Here is a 17,835-nt window from a genome sequence, read left to right on the forward strand (position 1 = left end):
ATCCCCATTTCTGCGGCGAGCCATCGTCATGGGGAGAAAAACATGCACGTCACGACCGCGGACAAGCGCGCGACATTCAGGAAGATGCACGAGAGCGGCTGTTTCATCCTGCCCAATCCGGTCGACGTCGGCAGCGCGAAAGCGTTGCAGCATCTCGGCTTCAAGGCGATCGCGTCATCGAGTGCGGGCTTTGCCTGGACCATCGGCAAGGCCGACAACCGTGTCACCGTCGAGGACGTCTGTCAGCATCTGGCAGCATTGAGCTCGGCGGTCGACATTCCCGTGAACGCGGATTTCGAGGGTGGCTTTGCAGTCGAGCCCGACAAGGTCGCCGACAATGTCGAGCGCTGTGTGCGTACCGGCGTGGCCGGCCTGTCGATCGAGGATTCCACTGGCGACAAGGCCAAGCCGCTCTACGACCGCGCGCTCGCGGTCGAGCGGATCGAGGCTTCGCGCAAGGCGATCGGCGATAGCGGCACGCTGCTGGTCGGCCGGTGTGAAGCTTATCTGTGGGGTGTCACCGACCTCAAGCTCGTCATCGACAGGCTCAGCGCCTACGCGGACGCCGGCGCCGACTGCCTCTATGCGCCGGGTCTGAAGAGCCGCGAGGACATCGCCGCGGTGGTGAAGGCGGTGCATCCGAAGCCGTTCAACCTCCTGATCGGCGGTTCCGGTCTGTCGCTTCAGGAAGCCGCCGATCTCGGCGTCCGCCGGATCAGCGTCGGCGGCTCGCTCGCCCGCGCCGCCTGGGGCGGCTTCATGCGCGCGGCGAAGGAGATGGCAGAGCAGGGGACCTTCGCCGAGCTCGGCAACGGCTATTCCGGCGGCGAGCTCAACAAGATGTTCAGCTAGGCGAACGAAGAGCGGCGGGACATTGTCCCGCCGCGCTCACGTCTCATTGCGAACTGTTACTTCGCGCCGTCAGACGGAGTCTGTGCATCCGGCGCCGGCTTTGCAGCAGGGGTATCCGGAGCCGGGGCAGCCGGCTTGCTCGGCGCCGCGCCCGTGGTCACGCCCGGCTCGGTGTTGGTGCGCGGCGTCACGTCGCGCATGGCCGGAGGCGCCGCCGGATTGGTCGGCTGCGTCTGCGCGGTCTGCGAGGCCGGCGTGTTGCTGGCCTGGTTGGTCGTGCTGGTATTGTTCAAGCCGTAGAACACGGCACCTAGCACCAACGCGATCGCAACGGCGAACAATGCAACCTTGCCGCTGGAGGCGGGGCCTTCGCCAAGCTCGGGATCGGCCTGAAGCTCGGCATCCCGGCGCGCCGCACGGACATACTCATCGTCGGCGAGGTTCGGGCGATACGGATCGTTGGGAAAACGCTCGTCAGCCATCATTAGTCTCCTCGTTTATTGCGGCTGGACAACCCGTGGATGCGAGATTCTGTTCCGCGTTCCCCAATGCTTTCGTCGCATGTTGCCTCCGCGTCGGGAATCGGGAACTTGTTCCTCAGGGAACCCCGCGCGGGAGTTCCATGGCAGGAGGAGGGAACAAGCCGATGTGGAGCCTGCCACCAACTGATAGCGTGTTGCATTTCCTGTCGCTGGTTGCGGTGGCCGCGCAGGGCATGACGGCTGCGCTCGCTGCCGGACGCCGCAGCATGGACTGGCTAGGGGTCTGCTTCCTCGGCTGCATCACCGCGCTCGGTGGCGGCACGCTGCGCGATCTCTTTCTCGGACATTATCCGCTGGCTTGGGTGCAGAAGCCGATCTATCTCGCGCTGGCGGGCGGCGCGGCTTTGGTCACCATCCTGATCGCGCGTCTCGTGCACCGGCTGAAGGTCGCCTTCATCGTGCTCGATGCCATCGGCCTCGTCGTCTTCACCATGATCGGCTGTGACGTTGCCTGGCAGATGGATGCGACGCTGCCGATCGTCATCGTCTCCGGCATGGTGACCGGCTGCGCCGGCGGCGTGTTGCGCGACGTGCTCTGCAACGACGTGCCGCTGCTGTTTCGCTCCGAACTGTACGCCAGCGTCTCGGTGGTGACGGGACTGTTCTACGCGACGGCGTTTGGATTGCAGCTCAACGCCGAGCTCTGGACGATCCTGACCTTCGTGCTTGGCCTCAGCTTCCGCCTGCTCGCGGTGCGCTACAAATGGGAGATGCCGAAATTCGTCTTCACGGGAGATGAGGAGAAGTAGGGCTTATTTTTTCGCCTCGCTCTATCAGCGTCGTCATTGCGAGCGGAGCGAAGCAATCCAGGGATGCTCCGCGGAGAGTGTCTAGATTGCTTCGTCGCTGCGCTCCTCGCAATGACGGGGACTACTCCTGCTTTCTCGCCTTCGCCACCTGCGCCGGTGTCACCAGCGGGCCTGCATTGCCCCAGGAGTTGCGGATGTAGTTCGTCACCGCCGCGATCTCGTCGTCGGACAATTGCTTGGCATAGGCCGGCATCTCGCCGGTATTGGGCGCGCGCGGCGTCGTCACGGTGTGGGCGCCGTCGAGGATGATGCGCAAGGTGGAGGACGGATTGATCGATTGCAGCAGCGCATTGCCGGGCAGCGGTGGGTAGATCCGCGGGCTGCCGGTGCCATCGGCCTCATGGCAGGCGACGCAGAGCTTTGCGTAGACCGCCTGGCCGGCCTTCATCTCGGCATCATCGGGCGGCGTGACGATCGTCTCGCGCCGCGCCGGAGGCAGGCCCTTCAAATAGACCGCGATCGCGCGCACGTCGGCATCGCTCATCTTCGAGGTCGAATTGACGATCACCTCCGCCATCGGCCCGCCGGCATGGCTCTTGGCGTTGCGCCCGCTTTGCAGATATTCGGTGATGTCCTGGGCACTCCACGATTTCAGCCCGGTGCGGGCAGCGCCATCGAGCCTTGGCGCATACCAGTCGCCGACCTCGCTGCCGGACAGAGCCTGCGCCTGCTTGTCCGCGCCAAAATAGTTTTTCGGCGTATGGCAGGCGCCGCAATGGCCGAGACCGGTGACGAGATAGCCGCCTCTGTTCCACGCGGCGCTCTGACTCTGGTCGGGCTCGAACAGGCCCGGCTTGAAGTACAGATAGTTCCAGACCCGCATCAAGCCGCGATAGCCGAACGGCCAGCGCAGCTCCGGCGGCTTGTTGCGGCTGGTGACGGGCGCCAGCGTCCCCAGATAAGCCCGGATCGCCAGCGTGTCGTCCTTCGTCATCCGCGTGAAATAGGGATAGGGAAACGCCGGATAATAGTTCGAACCATCAGGCGCGACGCCATAGCGCAAGGCGCGTGTGAAGTCGGCGTCCGACCAGGCGCCGATTCCGGAGTCACGGTCCGGGGTCAGGTTCGGCGTATAGATCGCACCGAAGGACGTATCGATGCGCTTTCCGCCCGCGAACGGCTTTGCCGGATCGGCGGTGTGGCAGCCCGCGCAGTCGCCGGACTCGACCAGCGCCTTGCCATGGGCGATCAACTCCGGCGACGGCTCTGCGGCAACGGCCGCGTTCGCAACCGCACTGCACAACGCGATCACCACCAGAATCGTCCGCATCGAAGGCCTCTCCTGCGACCAATCGCCATCATGCCGCATCAGCGGGACGTCACGTCATTTCGCGACGGCGGGGGTATGGTGACACAAATTGAAAATGCCCAGCGTGTTTCAGGCCACGAAATTGCGATTTTTACCCGGCGCTCCCTTTGGTCCAGAATTGTGATGCGGAGCGTTAAATATCCGACATAGAGTGGCGGAGGTGGTCGGCGCGCCCTAGCTAAAAACAACGGGCAGGCAACGACTTAAGCGGCAAGACCTGAACAGGGCGTTGGAAAGAGGACAGCATGGGAATCAACCAGGGTCCGATCAGTCTCGATCAAAAATACACGCAAGGCACCGGACACGTCTTCACCACGGGCATCCAGGCTCTGGTCCGCCTGCCCATGGCCCAGATCCGGCGCGACCGCGCCAACGGCCTCAACACCGCCGGCTTCATCTCCGGCTATCGCGGCTCGCCGCTTGGCGGCTATGACCAGCAGCTCTTCGCCGCGCGAAAACATCTCGAACAATACAACATCAAGTTCCAACCCGGCGTGAACGAGGATCTGGCGGCGACCGCCGTCTGGGGCTCGCAGCAGCTCAATCTCTCGCCCGGCGCCAAATATGACGGCGTCGTCGGCATCTGGTACGGCAAGGGCCCCGGCGTCGACCGCTGCGGGGACGTGTTCCGCCACGGCAATGCCGCGGGCTCGGCGAAGAACGGTGGCGTGCTCTGTCTTGCCGGCGACGACCACGGCGCAAAATCCTCGACTGTCCCGCATCAATCCGACCATGCCTTCATGTCGGCGCTGATGCCCTATCTCTATCCGTCCAGCATCCACGAGATGATCGAGATGGGTCTGCTCGGCATCGCGATGTCGCGCTACTCCGGCTGCTGGGTCGGCATGAAGGTGATCACGGAGACGGTGGAGACCACCGCCGAGATCGATCTCACCGACGAGATGAAGCCCTTCATCATCCCTGCCGATTTCGAGCTGCCGCCCGGCGGCCTCAATCTGCGCTGGCCCGACGACCGCTTCGAGCAGGACCGCCGCCTCCAGGACTACAAGGGCTTTGCCGCGATCGCCTTTGCGCGCGCCAACAAGGTCAACCGCGTCACCATGGATTCGCCGAACGCGCGCTTCGGCATCATGGCATCAGGCAAGAGCTATGAGGACGTCCGCCAGGCATTGCGCGAGCTCGGGATCACCGAGGAGGTCGCCGCCAAGATCGGCTTGCGCCTCTATAAGATCGGCATGCCCTGGCCGCTGGAGCCGGAGGGGGTACGGCAGTTCGCCGTCGGACTCGAAGAGATCTTCATCGTCGAGGAACGCCGCGAGATCGTCGAGAACCAGGTCAAGCAGGAGCTGTTCAACTGGCGCGACGACGTCCGCCCACGCATCGTCGGCAAGATGGATGAGCACGACAAGCGGTTCCTCACCTTCGCCGCCGAGCTCAGCGTCGCCTCGCTCGCGACCTCGCTGACCGAGCGGCTGCTTCGACTTAATCTCAACCCTGAAATTGCGGAGATGCTCCGCGTCAAGGCCGACTGGTTCAACGGCCGCCAGGCGACCCAGATGCAGGCGGTCGCACCTGTCTCCCGCACCCCGTATTTCTGCTCCGGCTGCCCCCACAACACTTCGACCAAGGTCCCCGAAGGAAGCCGCGCCATGGCTGGCATCGGCTGCCACTTCATGGCGCTGTGGATGGACCGCTCCACCGAGACGTTTACCCAAATGGGCGGCGAGGGCGTACCGTGGGTCGGCGTTGCGCCCTTCACCAATGAAGAGCATGTGTTCGCCAATCTCGGCGATGGCACCTACTTCCACTCCGGAAGCCTTGCGATCCGCCAGGCGATCGCCTCGGGCGCCAATGTCACCTACAAGATCCTCTACAACGATGCGACCGCGATGACCGGCGGCCAGCATGTCGACGGCGAGTTGTCGCCGCAGCAGATCACCTTCCAGCTCCACGCCGAAGGTCTCCGCGAGATCTATCTGGTCTCCGAAAATCCCGACGCCTATCCGGCGAGCGAGATCGCCCCCGGCGTCAAGACCGCGCATCGCGACGAGCTCGATACGGTTCAGAAGACGCTGCGCAAGGTGAAGGGCGCATCCGCGATCGTCTTCGTGCAGACCTGCGCCGCCGAAAAGCGCCGCCGCCGCAAGCGCGGTACGATGGAGGATCCGGCCCGCCGCGTCATGATCAACCCGGCGGTCTGCGAAGGCTGCGGCGATTGCTCGGTGCAGTCGAATTGCATTTCGGTCGAGCCGCTCGAGACCGAGTTCGGCCGCAAGCGCGCCATCAACCAGTCCTCCTGCAACAAGGACTATTCCTGCCTGAAGGGCTTCTGCCCATCCTTTGTCACTGTCGATGGCGGCAAGCCGCGCCACCGCGCGCCGGCGGAGCTTGCTGATATTGGCGCACTGCCGGAACCGGCCTCGCGCCCGACACTCGACAAGCCCTACAATATTGCGGTCGGCGGTGTCGGTGGCACCGGCGTGCTTACCATCGGCGCACTGCTCGGCATGGCCGCTCATATCGAGGGCAAGGCCTCGATGATCCTCGATATGTCCGGCCTCGCGCAGAAGGGCGGCGCGGTGCTCAGCCATGTCCGCCTGTCGGATCATCCGGCCGAGGTGACCTGTTCGCGCATCGTCACCGGCACAGCCGATCTCGTGCTCGCCGCCGACGAGGTCGTCGCGGTCGCCAAGGACACGATCTCGCTCTGCGACTCCAGCCGCACCCGCGGCATCATCAACAGCCACGTCATTCCCACCGCCGATTTCATCCTCAACCGCGACTTCAACTTCCAGACCCGCAAGCTCAACGCGGTGCTGGAGACGGCGCTGCACAAGGACTCAGTGTTCTTCGACTTCACCAAGCCGGCCGAGCAGCTGCTCGGCGATGCCATCGCCACCAACATGATGATGATGGGCTACGCCTATCAGAAGGGCCTGTTCCCGCTGTCGGCAGAGTCGATCGAGCAGGCGATCGAGGTCAACGGCGTCTCGATCAAGATGAACAAGGAAGCCTTCCGCCTCGGCCGCCTCGCCGTCGCCGATCCCCAGCGTCTCGCCGACATGCTGAAGGGGACGGATGAAGCTGTTGCGCCGAAGACCTTGGACGCAATGACGCTCGACGAGGTCATCGAGCATCGTGCCAAGCACCTGACGGCCTACCAGAACACTCGTCTCGCCAAGCGCTATCGCAAGCTGATCGATCAGGTCCGCGATGCCGCGGTGAAGGGCGGCTATGGCGAGGCGCTGCCGCGTGCGGTCGCGGTCAACTACGCCAAGCTGCTGGCCTACAAGGACGAATACGAAGTCGCGCGCCTCTACACCGACGCCGCCTTCGAGCAGCAGCTCCGCGACCAGTTCGAGGGCGACTTCAAGTTCAGTTTCAACCTCGCTCCGCCAATCCTGGCATCCGGCGTTGACGCGCTCGGCCGCCCGAAGAAGCGCGCCTTCGGCCCGTGGATGCTGAAGACCTTCCGCGTGCTCGCAAAATTCAAATTCCTGCGCGGCACGCCGTTCGATATCTTCGGTCGCAGCGCCGACCGCAAGCTCGAACGCGATTTGATTGCCGGCTACGAGAAGGACGTTTCGACCGTGCTCGGCCTGCTGTCGCCGGTGACGGCCGATACGGCCGTCGAACTGCTTTCGCTGCCCGACCGCATCCGCGGCTACGGCCCGGTCAAGGAGAAGGCAGTTGCCGACGCCAAGACCCGCTACGCCCAGCTCGCTGCGGACTTGGCGAACCCGCCGCCGGCACCGCGGCAGATCGCAGCGGAGTAGCGGTCTCGTAGGGTGGGCAAAGGCGCAAAGCGCCGTGCCCACCATCTCGTCGAAATCATGCCGGAAGGCGTGGGCACACTTCACTTTGCCCACGCGACGGATCGCGTTCCGTATCGCGCGCGAGCGAGCGCGGTCAATCGTTCACCGACAGCACCATGACCGGATTGGGGATCGCCTCCGGGGCGATCTCCCGATCGAGCGGCAGCACGGCCGTCCCGATCGCGAAGAACTCGATCACATGGGTCTGCCAGCCATGGCTGCCTTCGTGGATATCGACCCCGACGACACCTTCGGCATGCGCGGCCTCGGCTTCGTACTGCATCCGGTCGATGGCGATCTCCCGCGCTTCGTACATGGCGGAGGTGTAGTTCTCGAGCTCGACGTTTTGGCCGACGCTCGATAGGCCCGCCAGCATGCCGCGATGCGCGACGTGATAGACGCAGCTTCCCATCACCATCTCGACCGGACGATATCCGGAATGCAGCAGCGACCAGAAATCCTGTCCCGACAGGTCGGAGGTGAAGGGACCGCCGTCATGCGCGCGGAATCCGGAATGGCCTTCGCCATGGACCACGCCGGTGCCGATGGCGATGAACTCGAGCAGTTGCTCGTCCCATTCCAGCCGCTTGATCGTCAGCTTCACGCCGACGATGCCGTCCGCCCCCATCGCGGTCGCTTCCGCCCGCATGCGGCTCATCGCCAGCTCGCGCGCGTGATACATCGCCTTGGAGAGAACATCGAGCTCCTGATTCTTGCTCCAGCTGCGGTACTGAATTCCGACGTGATACACGCAGCTGCCGACGCATAGGCCGATCGGCTCGAAGCCGGCCTTGCGCACCAGTAGAAATTCGTTGACCGAAAAATCGGAGGTGAACACGCCAGTCGAATGCGCCGAGCTGCGCAAACCCTTCAGGCGCTCCCTGGCGTGCGCCGGCATCTCGTCGGTCATGTCAAATGGCTCCCTCGGATTCATTGGACCGGTAAGATTGGTGATGTGGCCTGGTGCCGACCAGCGGCGTGCGGTCGTCATGCATGTCGACGACCATTCTCACCTGGTGCGGAATCGTGGCGCCGCGCCGGGCGTCGACCGTGGTCGCTACGACGATGTGGCGGGCGAGGTATTGCTTCTGCTTGTTCTGGCCTTCGCGTTCGAACATCTCGCTGAAATTGAGATGCGCCAGCACGCCGTTGCCCTGGGCGCACGCATTGGTCCGCAGCTCCTGATGAGCTCTCTGCCGAACGTGCTGCCAGAGCTCGCTTAGGCGCGTGGACTCGATGTTGCCCATCCATGTCAAGTCCGTGTTGTTGAGCCAGTCGTTCATCCATTCGTAATAGGCGCCGATCGCAATGCCTGTCGGCACCACGTCGGCCTCCAGCAATTTGACGAACTCCAGGGCAGGGACGGTGGCGACGATCGGGTCATCGCTTTGCGGCAATCCCTCGACGCGGACCGCAGTGCCGGCCAGCGTGAAATCCATGCTGTTCGCGATGCCGAGCGGGATCGTGCGCATCTTGACGTCGAGGACCGCGTTGGCGCCGGCGGTCCATGCTTCCTCCTTCAACCGGCGCAACGCCGTGTGCCAGCCTTCGGCGTGGCCCTCGGTCCACGACCAGCCGTAATGCAGCCAGCAGGTTGCCGAGATCGCCGCGATCGGCCGCAAGCCGTGGGATCGCGTAATCAGCAGCTCGGCCGGCGTCAGCGTGGCGGTCCAGGGCCGGCGCCCGCTGCGCGCGCCTTCCAGCCGCACCTTGATGGCCTTCGGTACGTCGCGCCTGCGCAGCGAGTCCTGGATGTCGGCAACGCGTTCGTCATGGGCGGCGCGCCGTGCGATGGTTTCGGCATCCGGCTTTTTGAAGATGTCGAAAATGCCCACTTCAGCTCACCATGAAGTCGCTGAGCGATCCGCTGAGCGCCCGCGCATAGTCGCTGGCCTTCTTGGTTTCCTCGGCGAGCCGCGCGAACCATTCGGCCGGATCGACGCTTTTGGTGTTGAGCACGACGCCATGGACCACCATGGCGATGCTGGCCTTCAGCCGGCCGCCGTCAATCTCCAGATTGTATCGTTTCTCGCCGAGCTCGACCGAGACGCCTTTGGTCTTCACGCTACGGGAAAAGAGGCCGCGGCTTTCGTGGATCGTCACCAGCTCCGGCAGAGCTTCCTTGAGTCTGAGCGCGAAGGCGTGGAGATTGCTTTCGGCGTCCGACTTGAACCGGCGCAGCCACGCGGCGTGGATGTCGAAATTGATGTTCTCGGTCACCGCCGCACCGCCGCGGCGTTCACGCCCTGCATGCCCTGCACGAGGCGGTCGCGGATCGCGGTCAGCTTTGCCTCGCGTTCGCGGTCGCCGGAGGCGACTTCGCGCTCGATCTCGATGACCTCGTGCATGGTCTGGATCGCTTCGTCCGCGACCTGCGCCAGCACGTCGATGTTGCGCTGATCGCCGCCGAGGCTGCGCGCCGCGCTGGTCGCGGCGTCATGCGCGCCCTTCGAGGCCAGGATGGTGATCTGCCGCGCCGCTTCGTCCAGCTTCTCGGATTCGGAAGCGGCTTTGGCGATATCGACTTGCACCACCGCCTGGCTTGCCACCGCCATCAGGCGCGGAATCACCACCAGCATCCCGTTGGATATTTTCATGATCCGGGTCTCGGCGGCCTTTTTGTTCTGTCCGATGATCGGAATCAGCATCGCGGAGGCCACGAGATTTTCGCGCATCTCGGCGATCTTGCCGCGGAAGTTCGCGACCGCCGAGCGAAACTCCATCACGTCCGCGGCGTCCGTGGGGTCGCCGGTCCCGACCGCATGTTGCCGCAGCGCTTCCAGCTCGGACTGACCGCGGTCGAGCGCGAGCTGGCCGGCCGCGATTTCGATCTTCAGATCGTTGAGACTTTGCCGCACCGCCAGTGCCTGCTGGTCGAGCAGCTGGACCGCAACCGTCAGATCCGCCTTGGTCTTGCGCGCTTTGGCCTGTTCGGCATCCATCAGGTCAAGGAACTTCTTGCGGTTCTCCAAAAATCCGCCGAATGCGGTGCGGGCATCGGCCACGACGCCGATCAGTCTGCCGATCAGCCCTTTGCGGCCGACTGGCTGGTCGCCTCTCGCTTCGGCCTGCAGGTCCTGAATTCGCAGGATGTTGACGCCGTCGATGACGCTTGCTGCAATTCGTCCGACCTCGCCGGCATCCTCGAGCCGGACGCCGGTCAACAATTGCCGCGATGTCTGGGCAATCGCCGCCAGCGCGCCGTCACCATGCGCCAGCAACGTCGTGGTGTTGCGGAAATCCACCTTCGCGGCCGAAGTCTGGGCGGCCGTCAAATCCGCCGCGCTGAGATTGGCAATCTCGACCAGGCGCTCCGGTGCCGGTTCGGGCATCAGCCTAGGGTCGGCCGTCGCCAAGGACTGCAGGGCCGGCGCGACCGTGGGCACGTGTCCCGCTGGAGAATTAAGATTGTCAAAGATGGAGAGGTCGAGAGGGGCGGCCGGCTTGTTGTCGGGCATTCTCAGCTCCACCGATCGCTCCACGTCTCCGGGGCGCCCGGATGAACGGAGCAGCTTCTGTCCTGCAACATAAACGTGTAGCGGGCGGGCGCATAGCTTTCGAATATTACGATTCCGTCACGAAGCCGCGGCGGCAAATTTGTGGGCTGGGGAAACATAACCCACCCTAAGATTTTCTCTTTGAAATCAGCCACCGTCCTACTGTGCATGGGGTTGTTTCGTAAAAAAAGAAAAGAACTTGTGCCGTCGGGCAAAACACCGTTAGGGTGCTGTCTGCCGCTCCCGTCATTGCGAGCGGAGCGAAGCAATCCAGAAATGTGTCTGCGGAAAGACTCCTGGATTGCTTCGCTCCGCTCGCAATGACGGGAGAGCGATGAACCCCACTTGCGCCAACCCGCTGCCCTCTCGCCCGACGGAATATTTCCGCGCTTGCCAATCAGGCCACCGCGGTTCAGAAAAACGGAGCAAGAAGAAACGCGAGCGGAGACCTCTGTTTTGACCATCAAGGGCAAGGCCTACATTGCCGGGATCTACGAGCACCCGACCCGGCATGCGCCGGACAAATCCACCGCCCAGCTCCACGCCGAGGTCGCCAAGGGCGCGATCGACGATGCCGGGATCAGCAAGGACGATGTCGACGGCTATTTTTGCGCGGGCGATGCGCCCGGCGGCGCCTGGCCGATGGTCGATTATCTCGGCCTGAACACCAAGAAGCTCCGACACGTCGATTCCACCGAGACCGGCGGCTGTTCCTACATCATCCATCTCGGCCACGCGGCAGAGGCGATCGCAGCGGGCAAGTGCTCAATCGCGCTGATCACGCTGGCCGGCAAGCCGCGCACCGGGGTGATGCCGCCGCGTGCGGCCGGCGCCGAGGTCGATTTCGAGTCCGCTTACGGTGCGACCACGCACAATGCCTACGGCATGTGTGCCATGCGCCACATGCACGACTATGGCACCACCTCGGAGCAACTCGCGTGGATCAAAGTCGCAGCCTCGCATCATGCGCAGTACAATCCGCATGCGATGCTCAAGGACGTCGTCACCGTCGAGGACGTCTTGAACTCGCCGATGATCTCCGATCCCTTGCATCGCATGGATTGCTGCGTCGTCTCCGACGGTGGCGGCGCACTGATCGTGACGACGCCCGAGATCGCCAAGAGCCTGAAGAAGCCGTTGGTCAAGCTGATCGGCCATGGCGAAGCGATGAAGGGTCCGCGCGGCGGCAAGGATCTCGATCTCACATACTCCGCCGGCGTCTGGTCCGGCCCGCGCGCGTTCGAGGAGGCCGGCATTACGCCGAAGGACATCAAATACGCCTCGATCTATGACAGCTTCACCATCACCGTGCTGATGCAGCTCGAAGACCTCGGCTTCTGCAAGAAGGGCGAGGGCGGCAAGTTCGTCGCCGACGGCAATCTGATCTCCGGCGTCGGCAAATTGCCGTTCAACACCGATGGCGGTGGTCTGTGCAGCAACCATCCGGTCAACCGCGGCGGCATGACCAAGATCATCGAGGCCGTCAGGCAGTTGCGCGGCGAGGCGCATCCGAAGGTGCAGGTCAAGAATTGTGATCTCGCCATCGCCCACGGCACCGGTGGACTGCTGGGTGTTCGCCACGCCGCCTCGACGGCCATTCTGGAGCGCGTGTGATGAGCGAAGCGAAAAGGTATCTGGCACCAGTGACGAACCCCGAGACCGCAGCGTTCTGGGACGCGGCCAAGCAGGGCAAGTTCATGATCAAGCGCTGCACGGCGTGCGGCGAGGCGCACTACTTCCCGCGCTCGATCTGCCCGTTCTGCTACTCCGACAAGACGGTGTGGGAGGAGGCGTCGGGCGAAGGCACGATCTACACCTACAGCCTGATGCGTAAGTCGCCGACCGGTCCTTACGCGATCGGCTATGTCACGCTGAAGGAGGGGCCGTCGGTGCAGACCAATTTCGTCGATTGCGATCTCGAGAAGCTCAAGATTGGCCAGAAGGTGAAGGTGGTGTTCAAGCCGACCGACGGCGCACCGCTGCCGTTCTTCACGCCGGCCTGACGCGAAGCCAGATGTAACCCTCTCCCCTTGTGGGAGAGGGTGGCAGCCGAAGGCTGCCGGGTGAGGGGTTTCTCTCCACACGGAAAGTGTCACTGCGGGGCCAACCCCTCACCCGAGTGAGTTTGTTGCAAGAGCGGTGCCGCCCTCTCCCACAAGGGGAGAGGGCACATTAACGAGCATCGCCGCTTGCGGATTAGAAACTCGGGGAGGAAGACAAATAACATGTCCGCCAGATACGAAGAGCTCAAAGGCCTGAAGAACATCGGCCAGAAATATTCCTACAGCGATCGCGAAGTCATGCTCTACGCCTACGGCATCGGCCTCGGCGCCGATCCCATGGACGAGAACGAGCTGGCCTTCGTCAACGAGGGCACGTTCACGCCACGGCCGCTGAAGGTGGTGCCAACCTTCGCCTCCGTCGCCGCGTGGGGCTCGGGGCCGGGCGAGATGAATCTCAACCGCGTCATGGTCGTTGACGGCGAGCGAGACATCACCTTCCATCAGCCGTTGCCGGTGGCCGCCAACATCACCGCCGATTCCTCCGTGCTCGAGGTCTACGACAAGGGCAAAGACAAGGGCGTCGTCATCGCGCATCAGACCGTGCTGAAGAACGAGAAGGGCGAGAAGCTGGCAACGCTGGTCGCCTCGCGCTTCGCCCGCGGCGACGGCGGCTTCGGCGGTCCGAACCTGACCCAGCCCGATCCGCACAAGATTCCCTCGCGTTCGCCCGACAGGACCATCGACATCGTCACGCGCCCCGACCAGGCGCTGGTCTATCGCCTCTGTGGCGACCGCAACCCGCTGCACTCCGATCCCGAATTCGCCAAGAAGGCCGGCTTCCCGCGTCCGATCCTGCACGGCATGTGCACCTACGGCATCACCTGCCGCGGCGTGCTCCAGACCTATGCCGACTACGACGCCAGCGCGTTCCGCCAGCACGTCGCGCGGTTCTCCTCGCCGGTCTATCCCGGCGAGACCGTGACCATGGATCTCTGGAAGGACGGCAACGTGATCTCGTTCGAAGCCAAGGTGAAGTCGCGCGGCGTCACTGTGATCAAGAACGGCAAGACGGTGCTGGGTTAGGCGGGCACGGGCCGTGGTCTCCCTCGCCCCGCTTGCGGGGAGAGGGTGGGGTGAGGGGGAGTCTCCCCGGGGACGGTGAGAGTTGAGTGCGCGGAGGCTCCCCCTCACCCTGAAATCAAGCTGCGCTTGATTTCAGGCCTCTCCCCGCACGCGGGGAGAGGCGAAAGAAAAACAAACAGGGAGAAGCCACCATGGGACTACTCGACGGCAAGGTTGCGCTGATCACCGGCGCGGGTGGGGGCCTCGGTGAGGCCTACGCAAAACTGTTCGCGCGGGAAGGAGCTTCCGTTGTCGTCAACGACCTCGGCGGTCCCCGCGACGGCTCCGGCGCCGACAAGTCCATGGCGCAACAAGTCGTGGATGCGATCAAGGCCGCGGGCGGCAAGGCGGTTGCCAACGGCGCCGACATCTCCACGATGGAGGGCGGCCAATCGGTGTTCGACGATGCCATCAAGCATTTCGGCCGGGCCGACATCCTCGTCAACAATGCCGGCATTTTGCGAGACCAGACCTTCGCAAAAGCCTCCGAGTCCGACTGGGACAAGGTGATCAAGGTGCATTTGAAGGGCACCTTTTGTTGCACCATGCCGGTATTTCGCTGGATGCGGGAAAACGGCGGCGGCGTCATCGTCAACACCTCCTCGACATCAGGGCTGATCGGCAATTTCGGCCAGACCAATTACGGCGCGGCCAAGGGCGGCATCTGGGGCCTCTCCAACGTGCTGGCCATTGAGGGCCGGAAGTACAACATCCGGATCTGGACGCTGGCCCCGGGCGCGCTGACCCGCATGACCGCAGACCTGCCCCGCTATAAGGAGAACCCCGGCGCGGCGCTGGAGCCGGACGGCATCGCGCCGGCCGTGCTATACATGGTCAGCGATTTGTCGGGCGACCAGACCGGCAAGGTGCTGGGCGTGTCCGGGCCCCGCGGCGTGCGCGAGATGCGGATGATGGAAATGGAAGGCTGGAAACCGCCGCATACGGGCTGGAACGCCCAGGACATCGTCGATCACGCCAAGGAGATCTTCTTCTCCGAGGAGCAGATCAAGATGGGCGCGCGGCGGTTTTGATTCACTGTCGTTCCGGGGCACGCGAAGCGTGAACCCGGAATCTCGAGATTCCTAGGTGCGCAATTGCGCACCAGGGTTCGGCTCTGCGAGCTGCCCCGGAATGACGAACAAAGGGATATGGGACTTATGAAACTCACCGCCGACGCCAAGGGCACCTTCGCAATCGCGCCGACGCCGTTCCACGATGACGGTCGGATCGACGAGCGCTCGATCGACCGCCTGACCGATTTCTACGAGGAGGTCGGCTGCGACGGCGTCACAGTGCTCGGTATCCTCGGTGAGGCACCCAAGCTCGATGCCGCCGAGGCCGAGCAGGTGGCGGTGCGCTACGTCAAGCGCGCCAAGAAGATGCAAGTGATCGTCGGCGTCTCCGCGCCGGGCTTTGCTACCATGCGCTCGCTGGCGAAGGCCTCGATGGACGCGGGCGCCGCCGGCGTGATGATCGCGCCGCCGCCGTCGCTTCGCACCGACGATCAAATCGTCGGCTATTTCAAGCAGGCGGCCGAGGCGATCGGCCCCGATGTGCCCTGGGTGCTGCAGGACTATCCGCTGACGCTCTCGGTGGTGTTCACCCCCGCCGTGATCCGCAAGATCGTCATGGACAATGCGAATTGCGTGATGCTCAAGCACGAGGACTGGCCGGGCCTCGAGAAGATCACGACCCTGCGCGGCTTCCAGAAAGACGGCTCACTCCGCCCGCTCTCGATCCTCTGCGGCAATGGCGGCACGTTCCTGGACTTCGAGATGGAGCGCGGTGCCGACGGTGCCATGACCGGCTACGCCTTCCCGGAGCTTCTGATCGACGTCGTGAACCTGTCCAAGGCCGGCAAGCGCGATGCCGCGCATGATCTGTTCGACGCGCATCTGCCGCTGATCCGCTACGAGCAGCAGCCCGGCGTCGGCCTGACCGTGCGCAAATACGTGCTGCAGAAGCGCGGCATCATCGCCTCCAGCGCTCAGCGCAAGCCCGGCGCGATCATCACGCCGGCTGCGAAGGCGGAGGTCGATTATCTGCTGTCGCGCGTCGCCCGTTTCGACAAGCGCGCCAACCTTGGCCCGCAATCCAGCGCCGCAGGTTAATTGAATGGCCGAGACATCAGCATCACGCCCGGCGTCGACGATCCTCCTGCTGCGCGATGGCGCACAGGAAGTCGAAGTCTTCATGATGGTTCGCCATCATCAGATCGAGTTCAACTCGGGCGCGCTGGTGTTTCCCGGCGGCAGCGTCGATGCCGGCGACAAGGAGATCGTCGCCCGCGCCGACCTTTATTCGGGCGGCGAGGCCTTGAGCGAGGCCGACCGCGGTTTTCGGATAGCCGCCATCCGCGAAACCTTCGAGGAGAGCGGCATCCTGCTGGCGCGGTCGAAGGAGACGGGCGCGCCTGTTGATGCCAAGCGCGCCGGCGAGATCGCCGAAGCGCATCGCGTTGCGCTGAACGAGCACAAGATCAGCTTCCTCAGCATTCTCGCCGACAACGGCCTCCAGCTCGCGCTTGATACGCTGGTCCCTTACGCGCACTGGATCACGCCCGAGGGCATGCCGAAGCGGTTCGACACCTGGTTCTTCCTCGCCGCTGCACCGCCCGATCAGCTCGGCGCCCACGATGGCCGAGAGTCCACCGATTCGATTTGGGTCTCGCCGCACGAGGCGGTGGAGGGCGGGGAGAGCGGCCGCTTCAAGCTGCCGTTCCCGACCACGCGCAATCTGATCCGCCTTGCAAGGCAAGGCAGCGTGAGCGCGGCGCTGGAGCATGCCCGCGGCCTGTCCATCGTCACGGTGATGCCTGTGATGACCAAGACCGAAACCGGCCGCCAGCTCCGCATTCCCCGCGAGGCCGGCTACGATGGCGAGGTGTTCGAGGTCGGCGCGGTCGGCTAGGACACTTCGATATCTAACGAAGTATTGGCGGTCGCGTCCGCGCTAGGTTCCGTCCATCGCGAATGGACGGGGCACGACGCATGGACCACCGGCAGGACACCAGCATCGCCGTCGAGCTGGCGCTGCTGCTCGCGCTCGCGACGCTGTGGGGCGGCTCCTACACCTTCATCAAGCTCGGCGTCGCCACCATTCCGCCGATGACGCTGATCGCGGCGCGCACCACGATCGCAGGCCTCTTGCTGCTGGCCGTCATGTGGGCGCGGGGCATCAGAATTCCGACGGACGCCGTGACCTGGCAGCGCTTCGCCTTCCAGGCCGTGCTCAACAGCGTGATCCCCTGGACGCTGATCGCCTGGGGCGAACGCCATGTCGATGCCGCGCTCGCCACAATCCTCAACTCGGCCGGACCGATCTTCACCTTCCTGCTCACGGCAATCGTCACCCGCCACGAGGCGACGACGCCGCGAAAGCTGCTCGGCGTGATCGCCGGCATGGCCGGCATCCTGCTGATCGTCGGCGTCGACGCCCTCCATGACATCGGCAGTGGTCTCGTCGCGGAGGCGGCGATCGTGGCCGCGACGATCTGCTATGCCTGCGCCGCGATCTTCGGCCGCAGCTTCAAGGGCCTCGATCCAATGGCACCGGCCGCCGGCTCGCTGCTGGCGGGCGCGGCGGTCCTGATCCCGGCCTCGTTCGTGTTCGAGCAACCCTGGACGCTGTCGCCCTCGCTGGCTTCCGTACTAGCGCTGCTGGCGCTCGCCCTGTTCTCGACTGCGGCAGCGTTCGCGATCTATTTCCGCCTGATCCAGACCCTGGGGTCGGTCGGGACCACCGCGCAGGCTTACTTGCGCGTCCCGATCGGGGTTGCCATCAGCGTCGCCTTCCTCGGCGAGACCTTGAGCCGGACCGCCTGGCTCGGGCTGGCCTGCGTCGTCCTCGGCGTTGCCGCCATGACGATCCCGGCCCGGCGGCCAGCCAGCGTCAAAAGCTCATAGTCCAAGATGGAAGCAGGGCG

The 17,835-nt window shown here is 64.2% G+C and carries 16 protein-coding genes; 10 read left to right on the forward strand and 6 right to left on the reverse strand.

Translation table 11 applies throughout. The features are described from left to right. Positions 1-42 precede the first annotated feature (42 nt). Complete coding sequence (locus NLM27_RS09455; RefSeq protein ID WP_254143058.1) at positions 43-852, forward strand: oxaloacetate decarboxylase; 810 nt, start codon at positions 43-45, stop codon at positions 850-852. Positions 853-908: 56 nt separating this feature from the next. Here NLM27_RS09455 and NLM27_RS09460 read toward each other — a convergent pair whose 3' ends face one another. Continuing rightward, complete coding sequence (locus NLM27_RS09460; RefSeq protein ID WP_254143059.1) at positions 909-1,334, reverse strand: hypothetical protein; 426 nt, start codon at positions 1,332-1,334, stop codon at positions 909-911. Positions 1,335-1,498: 164 nt separating this feature from the next. Between NLM27_RS09460 and NLM27_RS09465 the strand changes: the two genes are divergently transcribed. Next, entirely contained in the window at positions 1,499-2,143 is a 645-nt protein-coding gene (locus tag NLM27_RS09465; RefSeq protein WP_254148783.1) for a trimeric intracellular cation channel family protein, read from the forward strand. A gap of 121 nt (positions 2,144-2,264) precedes the next feature. Here NLM27_RS09465 and NLM27_RS09470 read toward each other — a convergent pair whose 3' ends face one another. Next, entirely contained in the window at positions 2,265-3,473 is a 1,209-nt protein-coding gene (locus NLM27_RS09470) for a cytochrome c (protein ID WP_254143060.1), read from the reverse strand. Between the two features lie 284 nt (positions 3,474-3,757). Here NLM27_RS09470 and NLM27_RS09475 point away from each other — a divergent pair, with 284 nt between their 5' ends. Further along, positions 3,758-7,249, forward strand: a complete 3,492-nt coding sequence (locus NLM27_RS09475) for an indolepyruvate ferredoxin oxidoreductase family protein (RefSeq protein ID WP_254143061.1) — start codon at positions 3,758-3,760, stop codon at positions 7,247-7,249. A gap of 133 nt (positions 7,250-7,382) precedes the next feature. On the opposite strand, the gene NLM27_RS09480 is transcribed toward NLM27_RS09475, so the two are convergent. From NLM27_RS09480 to NLM27_RS09495, 4 genes are read right to left on the reverse strand one after another with little or no spacing between them, the layout of a single operon-like run. Further along, a complete protein-coding gene (locus NLM27_RS09480; RefSeq protein ID WP_254143062.1) occupies positions 7,383-8,198 on the reverse strand; it encodes a heavy metal-binding domain-containing protein in 816 nt (271 codons plus the stop codon). 1 nt (position 8,199) lies between these two features. Then, positions 8,200-9,123 (reverse strand): heavy metal-binding domain-containing protein, encoded by a 924-nt coding sequence (locus NLM27_RS09485; RefSeq protein ID WP_254143063.1) that lies wholly within the window; start codon positions 9,121-9,123, stop codon positions 8,200-8,202. A gap of 1 nt (position 9,124) precedes the next feature. Then, complete coding sequence (locus NLM27_RS09490) at positions 9,125-9,508, reverse strand: hypothetical protein (RefSeq protein ID WP_254143064.1); 384 nt, start codon at positions 9,506-9,508, stop codon at positions 9,125-9,127. Further along, positions 9,505-10,746: a toxic anion resistance protein gene (locus NLM27_RS09495; RefSeq protein WP_254143065.1), complete on the reverse strand. Its 1,242-nt coding sequence runs from the start codon at positions 10,744-10,746 to the stop codon at positions 9,505-9,507. The genes NLM27_RS09490 and NLM27_RS09495 overlap by 4 nt, the downstream gene beginning before the upstream one ends. A gap of 495 nt (positions 10,747-11,241) precedes the next feature. Here NLM27_RS09495 and NLM27_RS09500 point away from each other — a divergent pair, with 495 nt between their 5' ends. The 7 genes from NLM27_RS09500 to NLM27_RS09530 all read left to right on the forward strand — a co-directional run bounded on the left by NLM27_RS09500 (position 11,242) and on the right by NLM27_RS09530 (position 17,815). Further along, positions 11,242-12,399 carry a thiolase domain-containing protein gene (locus tag NLM27_RS09500; protein WP_254143066.1) on the forward strand — a complete coding sequence of 386 codons (1,158 nt, stop codon included), beginning with the start codon at positions 11,242-11,244 and terminating at the stop codon, positions 12,397-12,399. After that, complete coding sequence (locus NLM27_RS09505; protein WP_254143067.1) at positions 12,399-12,788, forward strand: Zn-ribbon domain-containing OB-fold protein; 390 nt, start codon at positions 12,399-12,401, stop codon at positions 12,786-12,788. The genes NLM27_RS09500 and NLM27_RS09505 overlap by 1 nt, the downstream gene beginning before the upstream one ends. Positions 12,789-13,010: 222 nt before the next feature. After that, the gene (locus NLM27_RS09510) at positions 13,011-13,871 is read left to right on the forward strand and encodes a MaoC family dehydratase (RefSeq protein WP_254143068.1); all 861 of its coding nucleotides are present in this window, start codon (positions 13,011-13,013) and stop codon (positions 13,869-13,871) included. Between the two features lie 191 nt (positions 13,872-14,062). Further along, positions 14,063-14,941 carry an SDR family oxidoreductase gene (locus NLM27_RS09515; protein WP_254143069.1) on the forward strand — a complete coding sequence of 293 codons (879 nt, stop codon included), beginning with the start codon at positions 14,063-14,065 and terminating at the stop codon, positions 14,939-14,941. 126 nt (positions 14,942-15,067) lie between these two features. Continuing rightward, complete coding sequence (locus tag NLM27_RS09520; protein ID WP_254143070.1) at positions 15,068-16,021, forward strand: dihydrodipicolinate synthase family protein; 954 nt, start codon at positions 15,068-15,070, stop codon at positions 16,019-16,021. 4 nt (positions 16,022-16,025) lie between these two features. Beyond that, on the forward strand, positions 16,026-16,820 hold the full coding sequence (locus NLM27_RS09525; RefSeq protein ID WP_254143071.1) for an NUDIX hydrolase: 795 nt from the start codon (positions 16,026-16,028) through the stop codon (positions 16,818-16,820). Positions 16,821-16,900: 80 nt separating this feature from the next. Further along, the gene (locus NLM27_RS09530; protein ID WP_254143072.1) at positions 16,901-17,815 is read left to right on the forward strand and encodes a DMT family transporter; all 915 of its coding nucleotides are present in this window, start codon (positions 16,901-16,903) and stop codon (positions 17,813-17,815) included. Positions 17,816-17,835 lie beyond the last annotated feature (20 nt).

The organism is Bradyrhizobium sp. CCGB12 (assembly GCF_024199845.1).
In the GTDB taxonomy this organism is placed as follows: domain Bacteria; phylum Pseudomonadota; class Alphaproteobacteria; order Rhizobiales; family Xanthobacteraceae; genus Bradyrhizobium.

Coding starts and splice junctions, on each gene's coding strand:
- NLM27_RS09455 (WP_254143058.1), top strand. CDS start 43: ATGCACGTCACGACCGCGGACAAGCGCGCGACATTCAGGAAGATGCAC.
- NLM27_RS09460 (WP_254143059.1), bottom strand. CDS start 1,334: ATGGCTGACGAGCGTTTTCCCAACGATCCGTATCGCCCGAACCTCGCC.
- NLM27_RS09465 (WP_254148783.1), top strand. CDS start 1,499: ATGTGGAGCCTGCCACCAACTGATAGCGTGTTGCATTTCCTGTCGCTG.
- NLM27_RS09470 (WP_254143060.1), bottom strand. CDS start 3,473: ATGCGGACGATTCTGGTGGTGATCGCGTTGTGCAGTGCGGTTGCGAAC.
- NLM27_RS09475 (WP_254143061.1), top strand. CDS start 3,758: ATGGGAATCAACCAGGGTCCGATCAGTCTCGATCAAAAATACACGCAA.
- NLM27_RS09480 (WP_254143062.1), bottom strand. CDS start 8,198: ATGACCGACGAGATGCCGGCGCACGCCAGGGAGCGCCTGAAGGGTTTG.
- NLM27_RS09495 (WP_254143065.1), bottom strand. CDS start 10,746: ATGCCCGACAACAAGCCGGCCGCCCCTCTCGACCTCTCCATCTTTGAC.
- NLM27_RS09505 (WP_254143067.1), top strand. CDS start 12,399: ATGAGCGAAGCGAAAAGGTATCTGGCACCAGTGACGAACCCCGAGACC.
- NLM27_RS09510 (WP_254143068.1), top strand. CDS start 13,011: ATGTCCGCCAGATACGAAGAGCTCAAAGGCCTGAAGAACATCGGCCAG.
- NLM27_RS09515 (WP_254143069.1), top strand. CDS start 14,063: ATGGGACTACTCGACGGCAAGGTTGCGCTGATCACCGGCGCGGGTGGG.
- NLM27_RS09520 (WP_254143070.1), top strand. CDS start 15,068: ATGAAACTCACCGCCGACGCCAAGGGCACCTTCGCAATCGCGCCGACG.
- NLM27_RS09525 (WP_254143071.1), top strand. CDS start 16,026: ATGGCCGAGACATCAGCATCACGCCCGGCGTCGACGATCCTCCTGCTG.
- NLM27_RS09530 (WP_254143072.1), top strand. CDS start 16,901: ATGGACCACCGGCAGGACACCAGCATCGCCGTCGAGCTGGCGCTGCTG.